The organism is Thermincola sp. GK-1, assembly GCF_059412445.1.
The window spans coordinates 1-23769 of the sequence record NZ_JBSQAT010000011.1 but is presented as its reverse complement, the minus strand read 5'-3'; the positions used below and the strand labels follow the sequence as shown (position 1 = coordinate 23769).

Annotated in this window: 26 protein-coding genes; 8 read left to right on the top strand and 18 right to left on the bottom strand. The window is 42.8% G+C overall.

The window, feature by feature from the left end:
- Positions 1–12: 12 nt before the first annotated feature.
- From ACSNJE_RS11045 to ACSNJE_RS11020, 6 genes are all read right to left on the bottom strand, one after another.
- A complete protein-coding gene (locus tag ACSNJE_RS11045; RefSeq protein WP_052216732.1) occupies positions 13–1362 on the bottom strand; it encodes a histone deacetylase family protein in 1350 nt (449 codons plus the stop codon).
- Positions 1359–3044 carry a hydantoinase/oxoprolinase family protein gene (locus tag ACSNJE_RS11040; protein ID WP_052216731.1) on the bottom strand — a complete coding sequence of 562 codons (1686 nt, stop codon included), beginning with the start codon at positions 3042–3044 and terminating at the stop codon, positions 1359–1361. The genes ACSNJE_RS11045 and ACSNJE_RS11040 overlap by 4 nt, the downstream gene beginning before the upstream one ends.
- A gap of 16 nt (positions 3045–3060) precedes the next feature.
- Positions 3061–5709 (bottom strand): DNA mismatch repair protein MutS, encoded by a 2649-nt coding sequence (mutS, locus tag ACSNJE_RS11035; RefSeq protein ID WP_495252673.1) that lies wholly within the window; start codon positions 5707–5709, stop codon positions 3061–3063.
- A gap of 122 nt (positions 5710–5831) precedes the next feature.
- Positions 5832–6227, bottom strand: a complete 396-nt coding sequence (locus tag ACSNJE_RS11030) for a YlbF/YmcA family competence regulator (RefSeq protein ID WP_052216729.1) — start codon at positions 6225–6227, stop codon at positions 5832–5834.
- A gap of 61 nt (positions 6228–6288) precedes the next feature.
- The gene (gene miaB, locus ACSNJE_RS11025; RefSeq protein WP_495252672.1) at positions 6289–7638 is read right to left on the bottom strand and encodes a tRNA (N6-isopentenyl adenosine(37)-C2)-methylthiotransferase MiaB; all 1350 of its coding nucleotides are present in this window, start codon (positions 7636–7638) and stop codon (positions 6289–6291) included.
- A 300-nt stretch (positions 7639–7938) separates the two neighbouring features.
- Positions 7939–8727 (bottom strand): DUF5714 domain-containing protein, encoded by a 789-nt coding sequence (locus tag ACSNJE_RS11020; RefSeq protein ID WP_495252671.1) that lies wholly within the window; start codon positions 8725–8727, stop codon positions 7939–7941.
- A 181-nt stretch (positions 8728–8908) separates the two neighbouring features.
- On the opposite strand from ACSNJE_RS11020, the gene ACSNJE_RS11015 reads away from it, so the two are divergent.
- Entirely contained in the window at positions 8909–9616 is a 708-nt protein-coding gene (locus ACSNJE_RS11015) for a DUF421 domain-containing protein (RefSeq protein ID WP_052216726.1), read from the top strand.
- A 91-nt stretch (positions 9617–9707) separates the two neighbouring features.
- Here ACSNJE_RS11015 and ACSNJE_RS11010 read toward each other — a convergent pair whose 3' ends face one another.
- Complete coding sequence (locus ACSNJE_RS11010) at positions 9708–10289, bottom strand: DUF502 domain-containing protein (RefSeq protein WP_495252670.1); 582 nt, start codon at positions 10287–10289, stop codon at positions 9708–9710.
- Positions 10289–11149 carry a TerC/Alx family metal homeostasis membrane protein gene (locus tag ACSNJE_RS11005; RefSeq protein ID WP_052216724.1) on the bottom strand — a complete coding sequence of 287 codons (861 nt, stop codon included), beginning with the start codon at positions 11147–11149 and terminating at the stop codon, positions 10289–10291. The genes ACSNJE_RS11010 and ACSNJE_RS11005 overlap by 1 nt, the downstream gene beginning before the upstream one ends.
- A gap of 324 nt (positions 11150–11473) precedes the next feature.
- On the opposite strand from ACSNJE_RS11005, the gene ACSNJE_RS11000 reads away from it, so the two are divergent.
- Positions 11474–11758: a hypothetical protein gene (locus ACSNJE_RS11000; protein WP_474773063.1), complete on the top strand. Its 285-nt coding sequence runs from the start codon at positions 11474–11476 to the stop codon at positions 11756–11758.
- Positions 11759–11782: 24 nt separating this feature from the next.
- Here ACSNJE_RS11000 and ACSNJE_RS10995 read toward each other — a convergent pair whose 3' ends face one another.
- Both ACSNJE_RS10995 and ACSNJE_RS10990 read right to left on the bottom strand, forming a co-directional pair.
- A complete protein-coding gene (locus ACSNJE_RS10995) occupies positions 11783–12004 on the bottom strand; it encodes a hypothetical protein (RefSeq protein ID WP_474773064.1) in 222 nt (73 codons plus the stop codon).
- 44 nt (positions 12005–12048) lie between these two features.
- On the bottom strand, positions 12049–12327 hold the full coding sequence (locus ACSNJE_RS10990) for a YqhV family protein (RefSeq protein WP_474773065.1): 279 nt from the start codon (positions 12325–12327) through the stop codon (positions 12049–12051).
- A gap of 162 nt (positions 12328–12489) precedes the next feature.
- Here ACSNJE_RS10990 and ACSNJE_RS10985 point away from each other — a divergent pair, with 162 nt between their 5' ends.
- Positions 12490–13782: an MFS transporter gene (locus ACSNJE_RS10985; RefSeq protein WP_474773066.1), complete on the top strand. Its 1293-nt coding sequence runs from the start codon at positions 12490–12492 to the stop codon at positions 13780–13782.
- A 47-nt stretch (positions 13783–13829) separates the two neighbouring features.
- Here ACSNJE_RS10985 and ACSNJE_RS10980 read toward each other — a convergent pair whose 3' ends face one another.
- The 4 genes from ACSNJE_RS10980 to ACSNJE_RS10965 are packed head-to-tail and all read right to left on the bottom strand — an operon-like array spanning position 13830 to position 16596.
- Positions 13830–14777, bottom strand: a complete 948-nt coding sequence (locus ACSNJE_RS10980; RefSeq protein WP_495252669.1) for an aliphatic sulfonate ABC transporter substrate-binding protein — start codon at positions 14775–14777, stop codon at positions 13830–13832.
- Between the two features lie 54 nt (positions 14778–14831).
- The gene (locus ACSNJE_RS10975; protein WP_013120345.1) at positions 14832–15590 is read right to left on the bottom strand and encodes an ABC transporter permease; all 759 of its coding nucleotides are present in this window, start codon (positions 15588–15590) and stop codon (positions 14832–14834) included.
- Positions 15523–16365, bottom strand: a complete 843-nt coding sequence (locus ACSNJE_RS10970) for an ABC transporter ATP-binding protein (RefSeq protein WP_495252668.1) — start codon at positions 16363–16365, stop codon at positions 15523–15525. The genes ACSNJE_RS10975 and ACSNJE_RS10970 overlap by 68 nt, the downstream gene beginning before the upstream one ends.
- 33 nt (positions 16366–16398) lie before the next feature.
- The gene (locus ACSNJE_RS10965; protein ID WP_495252667.1) at positions 16399–16596 is read right to left on the bottom strand and encodes a hypothetical protein; all 198 of its coding nucleotides are present in this window, start codon (positions 16594–16596) and stop codon (positions 16399–16401) included.
- Positions 16597–16837: 241 nt separating this feature from the next.
- Here ACSNJE_RS10965 and comA point away from each other — a divergent pair, with 241 nt between their 5' ends.
- The 3 genes from comA to ACSNJE_RS10950 are packed head-to-tail and all read left to right on the top strand — an operon-like array spanning position 16838 to position 18746.
- A complete protein-coding gene (gene comA / locus ACSNJE_RS10960) occupies positions 16838–17671 on the top strand; it encodes a phosphosulfolactate synthase (protein WP_474773067.1) in 834 nt (277 codons plus the stop codon).
- Positions 17656–18387 carry a 2-phosphosulfolactate phosphatase gene (locus tag ACSNJE_RS10955; protein ID WP_052216718.1) on the top strand — a complete coding sequence of 244 codons (732 nt, stop codon included), beginning with the start codon at positions 17656–17658 and terminating at the stop codon, positions 18385–18387. Before comA ends, ACSNJE_RS10955 begins: the two co-directional genes overlap by 16 nt.
- Before the next feature lie 35 nt (positions 18388–18422).
- Positions 18423–18746, top strand: a complete 324-nt coding sequence (locus ACSNJE_RS10950) for a hypothetical protein (RefSeq protein ID WP_474773068.1) — start codon at positions 18423–18425, stop codon at positions 18744–18746.
- Between the two features lie 463 nt (positions 18747–19209).
- Here ACSNJE_RS10950 and ACSNJE_RS10945 read toward each other — a convergent pair whose 3' ends face one another.
- Both ACSNJE_RS10945 and ACSNJE_RS10940 read right to left on the bottom strand, forming a co-directional pair.
- The gene (locus ACSNJE_RS10945) at positions 19210–20769 is read right to left on the bottom strand and encodes an RNA-directed DNA polymerase (RefSeq protein WP_495252666.1); all 1560 of its coding nucleotides are present in this window, start codon (positions 20767–20769) and stop codon (positions 19210–19212) included.
- Between the two features lie 585 nt (positions 20770–21354).
- Positions 21355–21711 (bottom strand): hypothetical protein, encoded by a 357-nt coding sequence (locus ACSNJE_RS10940; RefSeq protein ID WP_495252665.1) that lies wholly within the window; start codon positions 21709–21711, stop codon positions 21355–21357.
- A gap of 159 nt (positions 21712–21870) precedes the next feature.
- Here ACSNJE_RS10940 and ACSNJE_RS10935 point away from each other — a divergent pair, with 159 nt between their 5' ends.
- Both ACSNJE_RS10935 and ACSNJE_RS10930 read left to right on the top strand, forming a co-directional pair.
- On the top strand, positions 21871–22191 hold the full coding sequence (locus tag ACSNJE_RS10935; protein WP_495252664.1) for a type II toxin-antitoxin system RelE/ParE family toxin: 321 nt from the start codon (positions 21871–21873) through the stop codon (positions 22189–22191).
- A 32-nt stretch (positions 22192–22223) separates the two neighbouring features.
- Complete coding sequence (locus tag ACSNJE_RS10930; protein WP_495252663.1) at positions 22224–22493, top strand: helix-turn-helix transcriptional regulator; 270 nt, start codon at positions 22224–22226, stop codon at positions 22491–22493.
- A gap of 242 nt (positions 22494–22735) precedes the next feature.
- Here the strand turns inward: ACSNJE_RS10930 and ACSNJE_RS10925 are convergent, their stop codons facing one another.
- Complete coding sequence (locus ACSNJE_RS10925; protein ID WP_495252662.1) at positions 22736–23416, bottom strand: hypothetical protein; 681 nt, start codon at positions 23414–23416, stop codon at positions 22736–22738.
- Between the two features lie 164 nt (positions 23417–23580).
- Positions 23581–23769: hypothetical protein (locus ACSNJE_RS10920; protein ID WP_495252661.1), on the bottom strand; the 189-nt coding region annotated here is incomplete at its 5' end.

The window sequence follows — 23769 nt, the reverse complement described above, 5'->3', positions numbered from 1 at the left end:
TGTCGTTATGAGTTAAAACTCTTCCAGTTTTTTAGTTCCCACATTGGTAAAGATACGGTAAACGTCTTCCGCTTTGTTCTGCAGGTAAACATAGTCGTAGGCTTCTGACCTAACAGCGTTCATATAATCATTATGGGCGTCATTGTAACACCTCTGGCAAGCGTTAAAAGGAATAGCGACACAAAAAACCTTACTCCGCCGGTCATTATGATGAAAAGCCTGGGACATGATTGTAATGTATCCGGCACAATCATAGCAAAGCCGCACTTTTTCTACCTGGTTTTCGTGAATATAATCAGTATCATAGAAAATGGTTTTCTGCCGCTGATAAAAATCTGATTTATGGGCCAGTACGCCAAGTTCAATTTTGTTTCTTTGTTTCCATACAGCCAACAGCTCTTCAACAGTTTCCTTAATCCTCTCCGTTTTTTCCGGAGATTGCACAAGTTGGTTTTTATTATAATCAGGCTCAATAACATGCGAGTAATCAAGGCCCGCCATAGCCAGGATAATTCCAGTATTGACATAAGGAAGGGCCGTTTCAATAGCGTAACCGCCTTCCAAAACAGCAATGTCCGGGGCCAGTTTCTGGTTCAACTGGGCATAACCCTGGGCTGATACCTTCATGTTGGCAAGGGGGTCCGTATAATGGTTATCCTGTCCGGCCGAGTTAATAATAATTTCCGGTTGGAATTCGTTTAACACAGGCAGAATTAAATTATCCAGCACATAATGAATACCTTCATCGGTAGTACCCGGCGGGAGCGGAACATTCAGGGTAGTACCGTAAGCTGCCGGGCCGCCTGCTTCGTTGGTAAAACCACTACCCGGATAGAGGGTCCGGCCATCCTGGTGAAATGAGATAAATAAAACATCCGGGTCATGGTAAAAGATATCCTGGGTGCCGTCGCCGTGGTGCACGTCGGTATCAATGATGGCCACCTTTTTTATGCCGTATTTATGCCTTAAATAATCAACCATAATGGCTTCGTTATTGATATTGCAGAAGCCCCGGTTACCATGTACCACCCGCATGGCATGGTGGCCGGGCGGTCGAACCATGGCAAATCCGTTATGGATTTCCCCCTTCATAAGTGCATCGGCAATTACCAGAGCGCCACCTGCCGCAATTAAATGCGCTTCCGTAGTCTGGCCGGCCACGTTGGGCACGCAAAAATGGGTCCTGGCCACATCCTTTTTTGTGGCGAGGCGCGGTTTATATTCGGTTATCTGCGGCAAATCCATAAGCCCTTCCTCAAAAATTTGGTCTCTTGTATAAAGCAGCCGTTCCTCCCTTTCGGGGTGAGTCGGCGATATGGCCCAGTCAAAGGCCGGGAAAAAAACCAGTCCTGTTTTCTTCATGCGTCCTGGCCCCCTTGTTTATAAAGACGGGTAAGGATTTTTCTGGGGGTTTGCACCGTGACGTGATAAATCCTGCCAGTGGTGGTAAAACCCCTGATCACATTAAATACTTCCGAATGAGTAACCTCTACGCTGCCGGTATCAACCGGGACATGTAGGTCGTCAGCCATTTTTAGCAGTTGTTCTTTAGCCAGTCGAACGGCATCTTCTTCCCGAAAAGAAGAAAACTTGCTGACAGACCCTTGATTGCCGTTTTCTTCGACGGTATATAACCCCTCTCCTGTATCAATCCGTAAAGTTGCTTTCAAAGTGGGCTGGGCAACGGCAGCGCCTATGGCATTGGCTACTTCGGCGTGTTCCGGTATAACAGGGGTGCAGTTTATTAACCGGGCTACGGCCTGAGTTATGCCGGGAGCGGCGCCACCTACCCCGATTATGTTTTGGGGACGTATCTGGGTCGGGTGCAATAATTCCCAAACCCTGTAAGCAGGCTCCTGTTCCCAAGATAAAAACATATCTTCAATAGCCCCGGTAATGCTTTGGCTGAATTTATCCAATATTTTTTGCGCCACCGTTTTTACATCACATCCCAGCGGCTCGGCCAGTTTAACCAGTCCTTCTTTTGCCGCTTCCACATTACCGTGACTGTAATATCCCAATACCAACAGGGCATCGGTAGGTGTTGGATACGGTCCGCCGAAACAATAGGCTGGGCCTTTTCTTTCGTAAAGCAGGTCTATGTCATTTCCTTTCACTGCAACGGCTGTGTCTCCCCCAACAGGTACGGAACGAACCGCGTAGGATGTTATGCTGGTATAATAACCTTTTACTGTGGCTCCTTTTGAGGCCAGAACCGGTTTACCGGATAGAATTAGAGCCAAATCGGTGGTAGTACCGCCTATATCCATGACTACTGTATCTTCCCCTTCCGGAGACAAAGCCATGGCACCGAGAGTGCTGGCTGCCGGTCCCGAAAAAACAGTCTCAACTGGCGCTTTTTTGGAATCTTCCAGGGACAATGTACCGCCGTCAGCTTTTAAGATAAATATAGGCGCCGTAATTTGCCTGTCTCTAAATGCTTTGTTAACTGTATCCACAAACTTTACATGTTCATCACGGGTGGCAACCGTGAGCATGGTGGTAGCTGCCCGACGCAGGAAATTCAACCGGCCGGAAACTTTATGGCCCAGTTCGGTTATTATTCCCGCTCGATTAAATATGTTGCCAACTTCTATTTCGTGGGCATTATTACGGCCGGAAAACTTGCCGACAATGGCTGCTTTTCTATACCCTTTCTTTTTGATTTCTGATATGGTTAAATCCAATTGCCGCTTATCCAGGGGAATAATCTGCCGGCCCCTGTAATCAATGGCACCGTCGATAATAAAGGTATCTTCCTTAAAAGGGTAATCCCTGGGGTTTAACCCGGGTCCTGGTTCCAGTACCAGGGCTACGGGTTCGTATTTGTTCTGGACAATCAGGTTAGTTATGAGGGTAGTACTGATAACCACTCTCTCAATCAAACTGTTATCCACTTGGTCCGTTACCCTGTCGAGAGCTTCCAATAAACTGAGCAATAAGTTGTCATGTACTGTTGGAAACTTTGTTTTGCTGATCACCCGGTCCTTATCGATTAAGACGGCATCGGTAAAAGTGCCGCCCACATCGATACCGATATACATTTAATCACCTGCTTCCTTATTCCCCTGACGAGCTTCTTAATTTCTGCTGAAGTTTATAAAGGTAGTTCAAAGCTTCCAGGGGAGTGAGATTTAAAAGGTCGAGCGAGAGTATTTCCTTGGCCACAGCATCGCCGGCGGCCGGTTCGTCAAACATCCTTAACTGGATGACGTTGTTGCCATCAGAACACTTTTTCCTCGCTGCAGCTACTTCCCTTTTCGTTTTCACTGCATCCTCGTTAACTTCCAAAGTGCGGAGGATTTCCTTGGCTTTTCCCAAGACTTCTCCCGGCAAACCCGCCAACCGGGCAACCTGGATGCCGTAACTGCGGTCTGCCCCGCCCGGAATGATTTTACGCAGAAATATAATATCATCACCTTTTTCTTTGACTGCGATATTATGATTTTGCACCCCCGGATAAATATCGGCCAATTCCGTCAATTCATGGTAATGTGTGGCAAAGAGAGTTTTGGCTCCGATTTTTTCGGGATCCAAAATATATTCTGCCACGGCCCAAGCGATACTTAATCCGTCAAAGGTACTCGTACCCCGCCCTACTTCGTCCAAAATTATCAGACTTTTAGCTGTGGCATTGTTTAAAATATTGGCTACTTCATTCATTTCAACCATGAAGGTGCTCTGCCCCGTGGCCAGGTCGTCAGAAGCGCCGACACGGGTAAAAATCCGGTCTACGATACCTATCCGAGCTTCCGAAGCGGGCACGTAGCTGCCGATTTGGGCCATTAACACAATTAGAGCTACCTGGCGCATATAAGTAGATTTTCCGGCCATATTGGGCCCGGTAATAATGTCCATCCTGTAACCTGAGCAATCAAGATAGGTATCGTTAGGGACAAAACTGCCCTCAGGCATGAACTTCTCCACCACAGGGTGCCTGCCGTCGGTTATTTTAATAATACCGTCGTCATTGATAATAGGCTTGGTATAGTTGTTCCTTATGGCAGCTTCGGCGAAAGCAATATATACGTCAAGTTGGGCCACAATAGAAGCTGCCTGCTGAATTCTCGCCGTGGAATTGCTGATTTTTTCCCTGACGGCCTGAAAAAGTTCATATTCCAGTTGCGTAATCTTTTCTTCCGCTCCAAGAATGAGAGATTCGTATTCTTTTAAATCGGGAGTAATAAAGCGTTCAGCGTTGGCCAGCGTTTGTTTGCGTATATAGTCATCCGGGACTGCATCCAGATTTGCCCTGGTTACCTCAATGTAATAACCAAAAACCTTGTTATATCCGACTTTTAGCGATTTAATCCCCGTTCTTTCCTTTTCCCTGCGTTCCAGTTCGGCAATCCATGTCTTACCGTCCCGGCTGGCTTTTCTCAGTCTGTCAATTTCTTCGTTATAACCTTTTTTAATTATACCCCCGTCCCGCAAGGTAATAGGCGGGTTATCGTCTATAGCAGATTCGATTAAGGAGGCTACGTCTTCAAGTATGTCAAGCTGCCGGTACAATTGAATTAAACCTGGTGAATAGGCCCTTTCAAGTATCTCTTTAACTTTAGGAAGAACCTGCAGTGATTTTTTCAGGGCAATCAGGTCCCTGGCATTTGCTGAACCGAAAGCAATCCGACCAGCCAAACGCTCGAGGTCATAAACTTCAGTAAACAGTTTCTGCAAGTCACCCCGCATAAAAACGTTATTGACCAGTTCCTCAACGGTATCCAGCCTGGTTTCGATAGCCGTTATATCAGTCAGGGGCTGTTCCAGCCAGGTTTTTAACAGCCTGCCGCCCATAGCTGTTTGCGTGTAATCAAGAACCCACAGTAAAGTGCCTTTCCTGGACGAATCCCTGATGGTCCTGGTCAGTTCCAGATTTCTCCTGGTAAATGGATCCAGCAGCATATATGAAGTGGTCGTATAAGGTATCAATTTGTTGATATGTTTTAAGGAGTTTTTCTGCGTTTCCGCCAGAAATGCCATGAGGGCCCCGGCGCAACTGATACCTACTGACATTTCCAAACAACCAAACCCTTCCAGGGAACCCGTAGCAAAATGGCGCAAAAGAGTACTGGTGGCATTTTTTATAGAAAAATGAACCGATGAATAAGAATGTAGCGAAAGTTTAACCTGTTTGAGAATCTCTGTAGTTAAATCCATATTTTTAACCAGGTTATCCGGTATCAGGCATTCCACCGGTTGCAGCCTGGATATTTCGTCTATTAACTGATTAAGCGCTTTGGCCCCTCTTAATTCAGTAACGGCAAAATACCCGGTGGATACATCAGCTACGGCCAGACCATAACCGAAATCATCTTTGTTTACGGCAATTAAGAAGTTATTTTGTTTTTCATCCAGCATATTTTCTTCGAGGACAGTCCCGGGCGTAATAACCCTGATTACCTCTCTCTTGACGATCCCCTTGGCAGCCCCGGGGTCTTCTACCTGTTCGCAAATGGCTACATTATAACCCTTATTAATTAACTTGGCAATATATGTAGTGGCAGCATGAAAAGGAACGCCACACATCGGTACCTTTTTATCATTACCCCCATCCCGGGCTGTGAGAGTTATTTCCAGTTCTTTGGAAGCTTTTTCGGCATCCTCAAAGAACATTTCATAGAAATCGCCTAAACGAAAAAATAAGATGGCATCCGGGTATTGACTTTTAATTTCAAGGTACTGTTGTATCATTGGCGTGTAGCTGCTCATATGTTCCTCCTGAAAAACATCAATGTTGGCCCTGGATAAAGTTATTTACAAGCATATCTTAAGTACACTTTCCTAAATATTAAGAAAAAGAGACTCAGCAAACCAAGTCTCTTTCCTCCTACTTAATTGCAACCGCTGCAGCCTGAATCGCAGCAATCTGCTGCGCCGTTATCCCCACAACCACAACCTGAATTACCTGAAATAGCCTGAGCAATAATCATATTTACTGAATTTAACAAGGCCTCAAACCTTTCCTGAGCGCCCACAAATTTGCGGATATATTCATTTTGTGACATCCTGTTTTCGATTCGTTCCACATCGCGCTTCTGCTCTTCTGTAAGTTCTCCGCCGTTCACCTGTATATTGTAAAATTCCCTTTGTTTGATCTGAAATTCCCTTAGGATATCCTGGGCATCAGGGTCAAGGGTCATTCTGGTTTCAGCAGCACGGACTTCTTTCAGTTCATCACATTCAGCAATTGCCTGAGCCAATTCCTTTGCCTTTTCCAGTACGGTCAATTGTTTCACCTCCAGTTTATATATTGCTTCGACAGGTCAGCGCTATTATCCTGCTAAATGGTCAATTTTTACCAGATGAAAGAATCTCGCCATCTAAGTGCCACGGACCTGCCTTTACTATCTTTACCCTGTACATGTTGCCGATCATATTACTATCACCGTTTAATAATACTAGTTTATTGGTACGCGTCCGGGCTTCCACCTTGTTTTGGTTGTTTTTCAGGCCTTCCGCCAGGACCTCATGCTCCCTGCCCACTTCGCAGAGGTTCTTTTCCAGACTTATTTTATTCTGGAATTCAATCAGTTCTACAATACGTTTGCTTTTTTCTTCGTCAGGAACCTGGTCGGTCATGCTGGCAGCCGGAGTCCCGGAGCGTTTGTTATAAACAAAGGTAAATGCGGAGTCATAGCGGACTTTATCCAGTAAATCCATGGTGTTTTCGAAATCCTGCCTTGTTTCGCCCGGAAAACCGACAATTATATCGGTGGTAATACTGGCGTGTGGAATTTTGGACCGGATTTCCGCTACCAGTTCGAAGTAGTATTCCCTGGTATAACCCCTGTTCATTTTTTTCAGGATGCTGTTGGATCCTGACTGGACAGGCAGATGGAAATGTTCACATACCTTTTCGGAACGGGCAATAACATCAATCAGTTTACTCGTAAAATCACGGGGGTGAGAAGTCATATACCTGATGCGCCGGATACCGTCTATCTCGTTGAGTACCTCCAGCAGGTCGGCGAAATCCGTTTTCTCCGGGAGGTCTTTTCCGTAAGAATTAACATTCTGCCCCAGCAGCGTAACCTCTTTATATCCCTGTTCAGCCAGAGACTTGACTTCCCTGACGATATCAGCAATCTGCCTACTCCGTTCCCTGCCCCTTACGTAAGGAACTATGCAGTAAGTACAGAAATTATTGCAACCGAACATGATGGAAACAAAAGCTTTAACCTTACTTTTACGGCGGGCGGGCAGGTTTTCTACAATACTCCCCTCAGCATTCCATACATTAAGCAAAGGTTTGCGTTCCGCCACGAGTCTATTGATCATTTCGGGCAGTTCGTGGATGTTGTGGGTACCAAAAATAAGCTCTATATGCGGGGCTTTTCTCCTTATTTTCTCGGCTGTTTCCTTTTGCTGGGCCATGCACCCGCAAATGCCGATAATCAGATCGGGCTTTTTGCTCTTTAACGCCTTTAACTCCCCTATTCTGCCCCAAACCTTATTTTCAGCTGTTTCCCTTACCGTGCATGTGTTTAATATGATGATATCTGCATCTTCCGCATTGGCAACCGGCTCATAACCCATACCTTCCAGCAGGCCAGCCATGGTTTCCGAGTCACGTTCATTCATTTGACATCCGAAGGTTTGCAAAAAATACTTTTGCTTGTCGTTATTTTGATTCACCATTCCTTCTCCTCTGAAACATAAATTAGTATATAGTTTAATCAATTTTAACAAAAAGTATTGCTTGAGCATTATCAAAGTATTGCTTGTGTATTATCATGGAAAAAAGATAGGTTTAACAAGCTACCTCGTCTTATAGTCAAGCCTAAACATATTTAATTATAACCCATTTCGTGGTATCCATCAATCTTGCTGATATTAATGATGCAGCACATCAATAATCATAAGGGATTTGCTCTGACCAGAACGCAGAGATGTAGCAGGTTAAGGTGTTATATACTCTAACTTGGCTTTCCACTTATCCTAAACAGTATAATAACGGCATTTATCTTTTCTGCACCCATGCGGATGTCTCTCTACGTGAGTACAAAGGGGGATTTCATCGGAAATTGGAAGTTGTACGTTTAGATATTGAGCTGTAAGTTTAATAGCTTCAGCAAGGGCAGTTCGAACGAAATTTTTGCAACAGCACGGACCGGTTTCATCAGCAATAACATTTACTATTTTCCCCACAACTTTCATAGTAATTGAAGTTTCACGATCTTTTGGACATGCAGCCCCGAGAATTATACTAAAGCAGGCTCCGATAGCAGGCGCAATCCCGCAGACTCCCGTCAGACCACAATACCCGCCAATGGCCTGTCTGCGGGTCCGATTCAGCGCCTCGTCAATTTGGCTATCAGCTATTTTTATGGATCCTTCATTCTTAATAGATGCCATTAAAGACCCCGCAGCAATCCAGGCATTTTCGCAGCCCAGCATCGGGACCTTATCGGTGTAACCCATTAGAGTTTCAGCAATATGCAAAGGATTATTCGATTTTGTTGTTAATAAATAGTCCCTTATTGTCTTAAAAACGTCCTTCCCGTGGCATTCATCGCATATATAATGTTCGTTTGGACAACTTATATTGGCAAATTCTTTTTTTCTACAACGGAAACATTTTAATTCCTTCCCTTGAGCAAAATATTCTAGCCTGCTTCCGCAAATCTGACAGTTTTCCGTATTGGGTTTCTGTTGATGCTGACCTGCATCATCGGCAGAGCCTCAACAACTTGATATCGCTTCCATGTTATTCTTGTATTCGTCCATATGTTTACACCTTCTTTTTTCAAAAATACCCTGACATGGTATACTTTTATCTAATTATATAGAAAAACCCGAGGCTTTTCAATGTACTATATGATTTATTCACTGTCTCATCGTTTAATTTAATATATTCTGGCCTTTTGTGAAATAATTTAATGAAGACCGGTAAGTTGGAGGTTTAGATGTGGAGTATTTACTTGTACTTTACCGAGTTATTACGATTTTAGCAGTCTTCCTGATTGTAGCCCTGTTATTGAGCAAAAGACATCTGGGTCGCTTTAATGTATTTGATTTCATTACGGCTGTAACATTAGGAGCGGTGGCCGGAGCGGATATGTCAGACATAAATGCGCCGCATGGGCCGCGCATCTTCGCCCTGTTCATGATTGGAATTTTACATGTCCTATTTACAAAACTGATTCTTGAAAACAGGAAGATTGGGAAATACCTCACCTTTGACCCGACAATGGTTATCCAAAACGGTAAAATTGTGGTAAAAAACCTGGAAAGAGTAAGGTATTCCCTGGACGACCTTTTATGCCAGCTTAGACAGAACGGTATTTTTGACCTTGGTGAAGTGGAATATGCCATTTTGGAACCTTACGGCAAGTTAAGTGTTCTCAAAAAAAGCCAATACCTGCCTGTCACACCAAAGGACCTCAATCTTCCCTCGGAATATAAAGGGCTCAGTACACCTTTGATCATCGAGGGAAAAATCAACAGTGATGGTTTGCAAAGTATTGGCTTCACAGAACCATGGCTGGTTGATAAACTTAACAACCTAGGCATAACCGATCCCGGGGAAGTATTCCTAGCCCTTTTGAATACAAGAGGCGACCTTTATGTATCAAAATATGCAGAGCCTGCCAACGTGCAAAAAGTAAGTCATTAATGACCCATTTAACTGCACAAATCCATGGTACCGGTTATTAGCAAAACCGGTACTATGGAACCTTAAATTAAAAACATGTATATGCATAACGTTAACGTTCAATTAATTGGTTGTTTTTAACTGATGACACGGCCCCTGCAGAAACAATAAACTTCATCACATCTTCTATTTTTACTCCCTCCAGGATTTCCAGGTTTTTTTTCGGTACCAGGACCGTATTCCCGGCCCACTGCATCGACTGCATGACGTAAACTGCCACATAGTCTTTAAAACCAATGTGTTCCAGGTCTTCCGAGGTGACAAAACCTACAACTTTCATTTCTGTGCCCGGGATCGTGATTACCGCTACTTTACCGAAGGATTTTTTTTCTCCTAACAGGCTGGTTACAGTATCCTTAATTATGCCGTAAATAAACTGAACAACAGGTACTTTGGTAAAAAGGCGGTCAATATAGCCCAGTACCTGACCGCTTAACCACCAAGATGCCATATATCCAATCAAAACAATGACGACAATGCTCATCAAAAGTGGTAAACCAGGTACTTTCAATGGAAAAAACTTACCCGCTGTAGTATCCCACGCTACCAGCACTTTGCTGATTATCAGGATAGTCAGCATAATAGGAGATAAAACTAAAATGCCGTTTAAAAAGTATTTGGTCAGGGTTTTCATTAGTTGTTCCCTCCTTTTTCCTGCACAATTGGACATGACCTGCCTCTTTTACTGACCAGCAGAGATAAAATAATGCTTATGACCAGGACGCCAACAATAAGACTCAGGGCAACTAAAATCGGCACCTTTATGTGGAAGATTAACAGTAGCATTTTTACACCGGTAATGAAAAGAATTACCCCCACACCCTGCTTAATGAAAACAAATGCTTGCTGTATGCGTTCGATAAAAAAGTATAGAGACCTAAGCCCCAGAATAGCCAGGATATTGGAGGTGTAAATAATAAATGGGTCTGTAGTAACAGCGAAAATTGCCGGAATCGAATCTATGGCAAACAAAAGATCGGAACTTTCTATCACCAGTACTACAATAAACAATGGCGTAGCATGAAGAATACCGTTTAGTCGAATGAAAAACTTGTTGCCATACAACTCAGTTGTAACAGGAAAAAACTTTTTGAACAATATTACTAATTTGTTGTCTTCGGGGTGAATTTCTTCTTCCTTGCCAAAAATAATTTTCAGAGCAGTAATGATTAGGATGCCGCCGAAAATATACAAGACCCACTCAAACCGGGTAATAATGGAGACTCCTAACAGGATAAATATAAAACGCATTATGATGGCGCCGATAATCCCGTAATTTAATGCCCGCCGTTGATACTCTGCTTTTATACCGAACATAGTAAATATCATTAAAAACAGGAATACGTTGTCCATGCTAAGGGATAACTCAATAATATACCCGGTAAAAAATTCCAGGGCTTTCTGGTGTCCTTCAAAATATAAGACCCCGGCATTGAAAATTAAGGCTACGGCCACCCAAAATGCAGTCCAAAAAAGAGCCTTCTTAAATGTCAAATTTCACACACCTCCCTACTATTTTAACCTCTTGTCCACATGGTGTATAAATAAAAAGACCTTTAACACGTACAGCCATAAACTGTAACGTGTTAAAGGTCTCACCTTTTGGCATAATACCAAACCACAGGGCCAGACGGCTTTTCCGTCGGTTGTTGACACTGTGGAGCAGAAGCCGGTTACTCCCCTTCAACTAATGATTATGATATCAGATGTTACCAGGTATGTCAACTCTAACTAAGCAATAAAGCTTCTCTGTGTAACAACTGGCAAGATGATTACATATTTTACTAACAAAAAAACCTTTTGATTGGAGGAATTCATGTGACCAACAGTATATCAGCACAAAAACAAAGCTTTTTTTTAAAAGATCTGAAGCTGCGCCTCAAGCGTTTTATAGGTAAAAACCTTCATGTGGAGTTTGAATGCAATGGCTGCTGCAAAAGGGCCATCGGTGGCGTATTAACCATTGTTGGAGACGATTTCATTGAACTCACCGGAACCATTACCATTGTGACGCTTGTTCCCGGTTTTCCCCATCCAATTAAGAAAAATGCCACTACTATATTGATACCGTTGGCCCGGGTGTGCAGTATCGAGCTTGTATAAATAAGAAGCAAGGTAAAACCTGTGCTAAGGAAGCACAGGTTTTGTTATTTCCGGACTTTGATTATCAGTTTTTTCTAGCGAAGCGCCCAGATAATTGTACTGGAAATTTGCCGGTTTGACCGAATTTCCTACTTCCGCTTCCATAAAGGAATCCTGAAAAATGTCTTCGTTTATGATAATGCCGGATATCTTGCTGAGTTGCTGCCGGTCATAAGAAACTTCGGGCAAATCAATATTATCAACCACTTTTGCCTCCTCCCCTGCTAAGGTTTCTTGTAAAATATTTTGTGCTATCTGGCTTTACCTATACCTGCAAAAATCAGGATGACACCGCAAAAAATGAGAATGAATCTGTGTAAAGGCAGCTTGCCGCTTAAGCCTATCAACCCAAGGGTAGTTACGGTTAGCATTATTGTCGGCCCTACAAAGGCCAAAGCCGCATTAATTTTTAAAGCTTTTCCTACTGAGTCAAATTTTAACATAAGTAGAGCAGCTATAAGTTCTATTAAGCTGGATAAGCATCTCATCATGGCCATACCAAAAACAATTTTGTCTTTTACCAAAAACAAAATATATAACCGTCCTTCCCAACATATTTTGAATGCAGCTTACTAGTTGTATTTATGCGATAAATCCTGATTTTAGAAGAAAACATATTTTAGGATTTTTGTATTAACCCTATTTCTTTCGGGGAAAATTTTAATGCTATCCCAGGAAAGGAATGATGATCTTTGAAGGGTAACAAAATAGCTACGATTCTTGCATTGGGCGGCGTGCCCTTTGTTATGGTTTTGGGCAATTCCATGTTAATTCCGGTACTTCCCAAAATAAAAAGTGTTCTCCAAATAAGCCAGTTTAAAGTGAGTTTAATTATAACGTTGTTTTCCATCCCGGCAGGTATTATCATTCCCCTCGCCGGGTTCTTATCTGACCGGTTAGGAAGAAAGACTGTAATTATCCCATCCTTGCTGATTTACGGTATCGGCGGGGTAATTGCCGGGCTGGCTGCCGTTTTGATGAAAAACCCCTTTACTGCTCTTCTTGCCGGCCGGGTAATTCAGGGTATTGGGGCGGCAGGAACTGCGCCTGTTGCAATGGCTCTGGCCGGGGATATTTTTACCAACCAACAAAGAGGTAAAGCCCTGGGTTCCATTGAGGCAGCCAATGGGCTGGGAAAAGTCGTCAGTCCTATATTGGGATCTTTAATCGGGCTGATAGCTTGGTATGCTACCTTTTGGGTATTCCCTATCCTGACTGTTCTGGTTGCTGCTGCTGTATGGTTGACCGTGAAAGAACCAAAGGTAGCCAAAAGGCAGGAAAATGTAGCCAATTATATAAGCTCTTTAAAAAACATTTTTTCCAATAAAGCAGGCCTTTTATTAACATCTTTTTTTGCGGGTTCATTGGCCCTTTTGGTACTGTTTGGCATTTTGTTTTACCTTTCTGATTTCCTGGAAAACACTCATAAAATATTTGCCGTAAAAAAGGGGTTCATACTGGCGATTCCTGTTCTGGCCATGAGTTCCACTTCCCTGATTACCGGCAGCTTTATTCAGAAAAAAGTTAAATTGATGAAAATTTTAACGGCTGCAGGGATATTGATTTTGGGCGCTTCGCTGGGCATATTGCCTTATTTGAAAAACATCTATCTTTTTGTAGGAGGAATTGCCGTTGCCGGCATAGGCGTCGGCTTGGTTTTACCGTGTTTGAATACCCTAATCACCAGCGCCTGTACTATAGATGAACGGGGCATGGTTACTTCTCTTTATGGTGGCGTACGGTTTATCGGAGTGGCCATAGGACCTCCTCTATTTGGCTGGATGATGGATATCAGCACCTTGTTTATGTTTTGGGCGCCGGCTGTTACAGCGTTCATAGCGGCAGTACTGACAATTGTCTTTTTGCCCGGCAAAGAAAAGAAAGAAACAGATACAAAAAATCTAAAATCTATACAGGCAAACATGGCTGGATTGACCCCGGCGCGAAAAACGCTACCGAGGCGTGAAAACAAAACAAAAGGGTAAAAATGATTCCTTCATTTTTACCCTTGCTGGTTGCCTGGTAAATTGGTCTATTTTTCTTTTGGGTAAGACAGTAACCCGGTCAGATTTGGTTTGAACTTTAAGTAACCTGCTTCGTAGGAAAGTGTGGCAAACTCCCTGATTGTGGCCGGGTCAATTTCTGCTGTGAATTTACATCTTTCTACAGCGCTTTTTAAAGTTTCCGCTTTAAGTTCTTTTCCGGTGAGTTTTTTAAGCTGTCTTGACATGGAGTTACGGGCTTTTTCGGGCTCCGTAGCCGCATATTTTACAATTTCACGGTGTACCTCAAGCCATTTTTTGATTATTTCAGGCTTATTCATGATAAATTCGTTGCGGGCAATAATAACCGTGGTAGGATAATTGCCGTTATTCCATACCTCGTTCCATTCCAGAATAATACGGGCCTTGGCATCTTTGACCAACTGAGTTCCCCACGGTTCCGGAACAAGGGCAGCATCTATCTGGTTGCGGCTAAACAACAGTTGCATATCAGCGGGAGCAACCTGAAGAATTTCTACAGTTCCTCCTTTGGAGACATCTTTTAAATTATGCTCTTTCAGAATATGTCGCAGGGAAATATCCTGAGTATTGGCAAATTGGGGAACAGCCACTTTTTTACCTGCTAAATCGGCTACTTTTTTTATCCCGCTGTTTTCCCCGGCTACTAAAACTGCGCCACCGTTATTAGCTCCCGAAATAATAGAAATATCTGCGCCTTGGACATAACCGTTGATAGCCGGTATGGGTCCTATGTACCCTATGTCAACCTCCCCTGCTATCAGCGCTTCCATTAAAGCCGGCCCCGCTATAAAGATCTTTTCCTGTAGTTCAACGGAAGACCCCAGTTCTTTAGCAAATCTTTTTTCCGCAAACCCTATCAGTGCAGGACCGTGTGTAATATTTGGAAAATAACCTACCCGGACAACTTGTTTGTGGCCGGCGGTTTTTCCGCAGCCTGTTAAACAAAGTGCAATCAAGGTAACAAAAACCAGCAATACATAAAACTTATTTTTAATGGTTTTCCCCTCCTGTTACACTATGAGTAAACCCCATCTTCTTCTGATATTTAGTTCAACTTTTTTAAACATCAAGTTATCAACCAGGCAACCAATCATACCTATAATTATCATCACAGCGACAATCTGGCTCATGTCACTGAGATTTCGTCCCATCATAAGAATTTGGCCAAGCCCAGTACCGCTGGACAGGAGTTCTCCGGCCATAAGGGCCCGCCAAGCAAACGCCCAGGCCAGTCTCATGCCGGTGATAATCGACGGTACTGCGGCCGGTATAACCACATGCCAGAAAAGCTTGGTACCTTTTGCACCCATTGTTCTTGCGGCCCGCAGGATGATGGGTGGTACGCTTTTTACGCCGGTGTCCGTGTTGACAATCATTGTCCATGTTCCACCGAGACTGGTAATGAAAATGATGGCCTTCTCATTCATACCAAACCATAACAGGGCCAACGGCAGCCATACAACACTGGGAATGGACTGCAATCCGACGATTAAGGAACCGACAGTTTCGTCTATAACTTTATACTTGCCCATTAAAATACCGACAGCTACACCTATCACAACGGCTATGGCATAACTGATCAACAGCCTTTGCAAACTGCAAGTTATAGCCAGAACAAAGGAATTGTCCACAAACCCGTTATAAAGGGTTTTACCTACGGTAAAGGGTGACGGAAACAATATTGGGGACCAGATTCCTGCTTTATAAACCAGTTCCCATATTATTATGAGCAGTAGATAAAACAGAAACCTGCGTATGCGTGCGTTCATAGGCCGACTGCTCCTTTGCGACTTTTTCAATCTCTTCTTGCAAAAAAAATTTTATTTTCCTTTGCAGCATTATTAATTTTGGATTTGTCAGGTCCCTTGGCCTGGAGTGATTAACCACAAATTGCCTTTTTATTTGCCCCGGCCTGGCTGTCATCAAAATTATCCGGTCTGCCAGTATCAACGATTCTTCTACGTTATGAGTTATAAATATAATAGCCTTGCCTGTTTTTTGCCATATCTCCTGCAGTTCCTTGTGTAACATCGTTCTCGTTTGAGCATCCAGGGCTGAAAAAGGTTCGTCCATTAACAGTATGGTGGGGTCCATGGCCAAAGTCCGGGCCAGGGCTACTCTCTGCTTCATGCCACCCGACAGTTCATGCGGGTAGCAATGAGCAAAAGGTGTCAGGTGTACCATCTGTATATACTTGTCAGCAATTTCCTTTCTCTTTTGCTTTTCCATACCCATTATTTTTAGGCTGAATTCCACATTTTCCTGGACCGTTAGCCAGGGGAACAGCGCTGCATCCTGGAATACCACTCCCCTGTCGGGGCCGGCTTCACGGACAACTTTGCCGTCTACCTTCACCTGGCCTGTATCGGGAAATTCTAGGCCGGCTATAATGTTTAGCAGTGTTGATTTACCACATCCTGAAGGGCCCAGTATACATAAGAATTCACCTTCGGAAATTTGCAGGTCAATGCTCTTGATCGCGGAAATGCGGAAATTGACATTCTGTTTAAAGGATTTGGAAATACCTTCAATTTCAACCTTCAAAATTTTACACCACCCTGTTAAACGGCACTGCCGTTATGTATAGATATCTTCCACTTCTATCAGGCCCAGTGGACTTTCCTCTTCATCCTTTAACAATGCTTTTTTGCCCAGAATTAGTTCCCTGGCGGTATCTTCATCTACGGACAGGGTGATCAGATGACTTGGACTATAAGCCCCTTTTGCCATTCTGTTAACCACTCTTCCACCATGGGACGGAATCAATTTTGACATTTCATCAGTCACTCCTTAATTTAATCCTTTTGTTTCCCCTCTTCCTTTATATGCGTTTGCCGGGCAATTTGACACCCAGTCGTTTTGTCCTCTTGCATGGAAATGTTGGCTGGACAGGATGTTTATTAGTAACCCATGAAAACCGGTGGGAATAAACTAATCTATGAAGACCTGCTTTATATGATATTTTTTATGGGTAATAACGCCCGGAATTCATTATTAAAAAGGGGAGGTAACAAGATTGGATGGGCCTGAAAAAAAGAAAGCGTGGAGTGAAGTAGTTGATTTTCCTATACCTGGCCGTACAAACAAGCCCCGTATAAAAGGTCTGACCATGGTTATCGACAAAGGATTGGGACTGGTTTCTACCGAGGAGTTATTAAATGTTGCCGGGGATTATATTGATTACTTGAAATTGGGTTTTGGCACGTCCGCTTTGTACGATGAGGATGTCCTGGTGAAAAAGATATCTCTTGTCCGCTCCTGCGGAGCTGATATTTACCCTGGCGGGACCTTTTTTGAAGTAGCCTGGCTGCAGAACAAAGTGAAAGATTACCTGAAATATGCCTGGCATCTTGGTTTTTCCGCCATAGAAATCAGCGACGGTACAGTGGATATGGGATACGAAGTCAAGCGGAATTTTATCGCTATGGCTAAAGATATGGGATTTAAAGTTATCACCGAGGTGGGTAAAAAAGATCTCCACGACATGCCAGACTTGAATAAATTTATTCGCCAGGTTAAAAAAGAGTTGGATTCAGAAGCTGATTTGGTCATAATCGAAGGCCGGGAATCGGGCAAAGGTATCGGCATGTACGATGCCAGGGGGAATATCAGAAAAGATGATTTTGCAGAACTTCTATTAAACACCTACAAAATGGAAAAAATAATGTGGGAAGCGCCTTTAAAGAAACAGCAGCAGGAGTTTATCACGTTGTTCGGGCCGAATGTAAACCTAGGCAATGTGGCCATTAATGAAATTCTGGCGCTGGAGGCTTTAAGGGTAGGTATGAGAGGAGATACTCTAAAAAACACATTATCTGCCGGGGAGTTTTTGCAGTGCGTGTTGATTTGATCCCTCACCATGGACTGATTGACAGCGAGGACCTGAAGGGAAAAACGGCGGTAGTCATAGATATTCTGAGAGCTACCAGTACAATTATATCTGCGCTGGAGAACGGGGCTGCTTATGTTATACCGGTAGAAACACCTACCGATGCGGAGCAGTTGGCTTTCACAGACAGGAGCATAATTCTTGCGGGTGAAAAAGAGGGCATTAAAATTAAGGGCTTTCGACTGGGTAACTCCCCCCTTGAGTTTACGCCGGCCAAAGTTAAAAACAAAGTAATTGCTCATTGTACCACTAACGGTACCAAAACTATCTTAAAATGTTCCGGAGCCGATTATGTATTGATCGGCTCCCTGCTTAATAGGAGCGCCTGTCTTGATTATGCAGGCCGATTAAAGAAGGACATTGTATTGGTATGCGCCGGAAGAAAAAACGGCCCGGCCGAAGAAGACAGCTTATGTGCCGGCGCTTTTGCGGAGTACCTCAGGCAAAATTATTTTGGCTATTCCTTTTCCAAGATATCGATGGATGCCTATTATTTGTATAAAATAAACGCTATAAATCTCCATGACCGGGTTTATAAAAGTCCCAGCGGCCAAAACCTGATTGGCATGGGATTAAAGGTTGATATAGACTTTTGTTTGCGCAAAGACGTTTATTCCGTAGTAGCCCTGTACAAAAACGGCGTTATCAAAAAAATTAAAAATAATGAAATGTATTAATGAAACAACGTTTTTCCTTTACAGGGGTAAAATAAATGTATAGGGGTAAAATAAATGTAGGTTTCAATAATGACCATGAACAAATCCGGTTACTGCCGCTTGTTTACCGGCCATGGGCTATTGGAACGGAGGTGGTTGATATGCCTGGAAAAAAGGGCTCGGCAAAGTATAAAGGCGTGCATGACATGTACGAGGGTGTCCACGACAGGTACTCCGGAGTACGGGACGAATATACCGGAGTAAAGCCCACCGTGGCACCTGGTATGAGAGATTTCCTTGAGGAAGAAGCAAGCCCTAAGGAAATTGCAAACAAAGATTATACCAAGGTTACTACCCTTTCTTATGATGAAACTCACTGATTAACTGTTTACTCGGTACAGTCTGTTAAAAAATTACCACAGAGCGTACTATAGTCAATAGCTTATTCTTAAAAAAGGCAATAAAGTGCCTATTCTATTAAATATATGGAAATATTTAACAGCAACTTGCAGGGAACAGTTATGGCTTCCAACTAGTAAATCACATTAGGGCCTATATCCCCGCGTTACTAGTCCACAGTGATGCAACCTGGCGTTAATACGGTATTTTGCCAACGTACCTATTCGCATTTGTGGAGCGAGGGTATCACGCTCTGTGGCGAGGTTATGGTTATCCTCTATGGCACTAGTCGATACTCCCTCAGCTCCTAATGCGACTATCTAATTTGAGGAAGCATTTATCAAAGATTATTCTAACACAACGGTTAAAGACCGGCAGGGCCAGTGCTTTGCTGGTGTTTTTGCATGCTCAGCTGCGGAAACACGGCTTTATGTTAGGTGAAGTTTATTTTCTGGCTTTTGCCCATTTAATTATTACTTGCTCCATAATGTTATTACTGCCTAACCCGCTTCTAATATTTCCTAAGTAGTGTTCCTTCTCATCAGCAGGTAAAATGCTAGATGCAATTAGCAAGGCCCTTTTATTCCATACATCATAGCGTGGATAATCCTCCTTTAGTTCCCGAATCCAAGCCTCAGCTCTAGCAGTAAAACCCGCAAAAATTATCTTACGTTTCATACTTTCTGACCCTAATCTAAAAACATTCAATAGTTTGTCAAAATGGTTAAGTTGGCTGTTGTTAGAAAACAAACTAAGTAATGAAATCCGAAAAAATTCGTTGGATTTAATTAGGTCATGATCTAATAATCTCAATATTTCTTCTCCAATGTCTCTCCAATCTCTTGTAAAATTAGATGTTGTTGAGATTAGATATTGACAGACGTCACTTATTGCAGGAATTAACCTCTCCATGTTTCTAATTGAAAATTCAACGGCATGAGGCGTTCCAACCTGAGCAAGTCTCCTATAGAACCATCTAATCCTTGAATAATCTGGTTCACTTTTATCCAAATATTCACTTATGATGTTTTCAAGTATAGGTTTTGAGAAAAACTCCAGTTCATCCGGGGTAAGATCACTAATATTAACTTTTATGTATGGGTTACCACCGGAATACCTTTTTAAAATGTCAATAAGCTGTTCTTCCAACTTATTGATAGGGTTTTCTATAAGGTTTTGCTGGCAAAGCTTTTGAAATTCTTCCTTAGGAATTATTCTCGTTTTCTGTTTCTGTAAGACTAATCTCTGTTGCTTATCTAATATCCCCGCCATTTCATAGACTGCAATTCTTGCTTGTTGTTCATCTTTACAGTAAATGATAATGTCATCCGCGTATCTAGAAAATTCATAACCTTTCAAAATTAAACTATCATCAATTGGTATCAATGTCATTTCCGCAAGTAAGTGCGAAGGGTGTGGACCTATTGGCAATCCTCTGGAAACAGTCTGAGTAACTGATTCCAGCAGTTTAATAATAGACTTAGTAACTTGATTGGGGAGAGCTGACGCAATTAAACGGTTTTCAACAGCGTGGTGATATATCTGGTTGTAGAAGTCAGAAATATCTAAGTAAGCAACACAATTGTAGTCTTCCACCTTTTTCAGACACGTTTCCCAAAATTCATTCCACGCATTCTGGTTGCTATAAAGAGTACCGTCTGGATTAGGAGAAAAACGGTAACTATAAACGCGATGTTCGGCTATTGGACGGCGATTGTTCTCTATTAAAAAACCAAATTGATGAATAATAGCGGCAAATATGATACTATCAATGGGGTCCAGTTGAGTAGCAATACGATAAGATAATTCGCCTTTTGGTATAACAAACCTTCTTGAGGCATTCCAATTATAACTACCCAAGTCTACATCCTTGATCTTGTCCAACACATAATCATGCATTTCGTTAATTATTGTCAGTTCGAATGGTTTTGGAAATAAGTCGGTGTCACTTTCCTTAAAAAGATGTTTTATTGCCCAAGATAAAGACGTTTCATTTAGTTTCATTTAGAGACCCCCAATTAGAAAATAAATTTCGCCGTCACGGTAGGACTGCCGGTTACCCGACAACCCCCGCACAGATCCCGGCGTACGGATCTACCGCACCGGGCTCTTCAGCAATACTCAATTCCGTAATCAGACAAAATCAAATTCAAGTTCTAACTGGTAGTAACGACTCTCCATTATTCGAGGCCGCAATATTTTGTATCTGTCCAGGGTTCCCCGAAATTCCATCCAGTTGAAGCTCCTTTGGCTCCTTCGATTTAGCCATTTATATAAGATTCTTACGGCATTTTGGTAGAAACCGAGTTGGTTGGAACCGACAGGGCCTCCCAAGTTCCTGGTACTTCTCTCCATACATGCCATGTGCTTGGACCCCGGCAGACCCTCCGGAATCTCACCTCTAACGATTCCTTTGTGTTGGCTTCCGTGGCGTTAAACACGTCGCCGCCTGCATTTTCCGCCATTGACGGGGCTGTATATGCTTCGAAAGCTACGGTTCTCCCTATGGCCTATATGGTTCTCTGTGTACGCTTCACCTAACTGTTACCAGTTTCGGCGCAACACTCGATACGGGTGGCTGGTTAGGCCTTACCCGACAGGGACTTTCACCCTGCTAGAAGAACCAAGCTTTGCTTGGCGCACTAACGCATATTGGCTAAACGAACTTTTCCGCCCGCAACGCTGGCGCGGTTTTTGCACCTGATCCGCAAAAATCGTGACACCAAAACTGTCGTTTAGAACGCCGTTAGTCGGCCATTCTGCGAAGCCGCTCATTTGTGTCGGCTTTATCACTTTGTTAAGTAGGAACGGCCCATCGGCCAGGCACGCGGCGGCCTTTTCCCAGTGTGCCGCCTGTCCAGTGGTACCAAATGAGCGGCGTGATGGGTCGTTGTCGTAGCCCTGGCTTACCTGTTTGGTGGCGCGATTTTTGCCAGGTAATTGCAAAAACCGTGACAGCCGAGGACGGGGAAAGTTGGGTTGGAGCGATAGCGGAGCCGTTTCCAGCGTTGTTAGGCGATGTAACCCCGTTGGCCTGAATAGTCTTTTTGTTTACTTGAATATATAACATATATGTGATATAATTGTTCCAGATTCGAGGTGATAATGTTGTTCGTAATAGAGTATTATACAGAAAATGGTATATGTCCTGTTTTTGATTTCATCAAAAATCAGTCTCCAAAAGAACAGGCTAAAATATTGAGAGAAATTGACCTTCTTGAGGAATTTGGCTTGTCTCTCGGGCTACCTCACATTAAGAAAATACAGGGTTACGAAGATTTATGGGAACTCCGGATAAAACATAGCTCAAACAACTTTCGAATCTTTTATTTTTGCTACACCGGTGGAAGATTCGTATTGCTTCACGGAATTAGAAAAACTACAGGAAAAACACCGTCTAAGGATTTGAAGATTGCTGATAAATGAAGGGTTAAATATTTGGAAAGGAAGTGATTAGTTTGAAACACGACGACATTAAGAAACATCTTCTCCAGGACCCGGAAGTAAAATCTGAGTATGAAAAACTCCAAGTCTTATACAACATAAAAAGAGAAATTATAAGGTTGAGATTAGAGCAAGGTTTGAGTCAAAAAGATTTAGCTGACAAAGTCGGAACAAAGCAGTCTGCTATTTCCAGGTTAGAAAGTGGAGAATATAACCCTAGCGTAGAATTCCTTATCAAGATCGCTCATGCTTTAGGAAAAGAACTCGAAATAAAATTCTATTAACAGTGGTGCAATCCACTGTTTTTCACCCCAGATAAGGGGTTATTTCACCTAACGCATTGGCTGGAAACGAACTTTGCCTTCCGACTCTCCGGCTGGCGCGGTTTTTGCCGCCCCAACCCCCTACCCCCTGCCGCAAAAACCGTAACAGCCGAAGACGGGGCAAATTGGGTTTGAGCGAAGCGCAGCCGTTTCCAGCGTTGTTAGGCGAAGTCGGTTTGGCCCAAACTATTGTTTTCATCTTCTCATTGCCTTAACATTAAATCTTCTAGAAGACTTATTAAGGATCTAATTTTTTGGTCCTCAGTTGATATAGTTCCTTCTATGATTTCCTTAAACATTAGTCTAATCATGCCAAATAAATATATCATTCCAAAAGAAATTCCAGCCAAAATAAATAATAAAGAAACAGCAATCTTAAGATCAGATATTCCCTTATAAATTACTCCTAGAACTTGAACCCATAAAGGAACAAGAACGGGTAACAAAATGCCTGGAGCAATAATCGGGGGCAACTTTATTCTCTCTAGCTCCTTGTTAAAAATATCTATTAATAATGGAATTTTGTCAGTCAACTGCATTTCTTTTAAGTAATCTAGTAATATATTAATTTGCTTTTCTCTGAATTCTAAATTATGCCAATAAAGACCCTTAGATTCAATTTGGAACGTAGATAGTAATACTTTCCTGGCTGCAGATCTAATTAAAAAAAACATTAAAGTAGAATATGTAAGTGATAAAATTACCGCAAAAATCCCATAAATCAGGAAGCTCTTAACTATTAATCCAATAGCAAAGAATATAGATGCAAGAAAAACAACGTAAAGAGATGCATTATATAAATAGTATCGAACTTTAAAACGAGAAAATACTAAGCCATACGGGCTGACGTTAAGATGATAATAACTTAAAATCCTTTCTACCATACTTACCCCCTTATTTTCTTTTTTCATTCATAATAAACCGATTTCGCCTAACGCATATTGGCTAAACGAACTTTTCCGGCTCCCGGCTGGCGCGATTTTTGCAAACGTTGTTTTTTACGTGTCACATAAAGCGTGACACCTGCCTTCTACGGAAAAGTTCGTTTTCAGCCCCGTCCTACTCCGGTTGTTTTAAAGGTTAAGCTGACGGGGCGGTCGGTTGTTTTTGTCGGTAGCAGGTGGCGCGATTTTTGCCAGGTAATTGCAAAAACCGTGACGGCCGAGGACGGGGCAAGTTGGGTCGGAGCACAGCGCAGCCGTTTCCAGCGTTGTTCGTATAATACGGTCATAACCAG

Coding starts and splice junctions, on each gene's coding strand:
- ACSNJE_RS11045 (WP_052216732.1), bottom strand. CDS start 1,362: ATGAAGAAAACAGGACTGGTTTTTTTCCCGGCCTTTGACTGGGCCATA.
- ACSNJE_RS11040 (WP_052216731.1), bottom strand. CDS start 3,044: ATGTATATCGGTATCGATGTGGGCGGCACTTTTACCGATGCCGTCTTA.
- mutS (WP_495252673.1), bottom strand. CDS start 5,709: ATGAGCAGCTACACGCCAATGATACAACAGTACCTTGAAATTAAAAGT.
- miaB (WP_495252672.1), bottom strand. CDS start 7,638: ATGGTGAATCAAAATAACGACAAGCAAAAGTATTTTTTGCAAACCTTC.
- ACSNJE_RS11010 (WP_495252670.1), bottom strand. CDS start 10,289: ATGAAAACCCTGACCAAATACTTTTTAAACGGCATTTTAGTTTTATCT.
- ACSNJE_RS10975 (WP_013120345.1), bottom strand. CDS start 15,590: ATGAACGCACGCATACGCAGGTTTCTGTTTTATCTACTGCTCATAATA.
- ACSNJE_RS10965 (WP_495252667.1), bottom strand. CDS start 16,596: ATGTCAAAATTGATTCCGTCCCATGGTGGAAGAGTGGTTAACAGAATG.
- ACSNJE_RS10950 (WP_474773068.1), top strand. CDS start 18,423: ATGTATAGGGGTAAAATAAATGTAGGTTTCAATAATGACCATGAACAA.
- ACSNJE_RS10945 (WP_495252666.1), bottom strand. CDS start 20,769: ATGAAACTAAATGAAACGTCTTTATCTTGGGCAATAAAACATCTTTTT.
- ACSNJE_RS10935 (WP_495252664.1), top strand. CDS start 21,871: ATGTTGTTCGTAATAGAGTATTATACAGAAAATGGTATATGTCCTGTT.
- ACSNJE_RS10925 (WP_495252662.1), bottom strand. CDS start 23,416: ATGGTAGAAAGGATTTTAAGTTATTATCATCTTAACGTCAGCCCGTAT.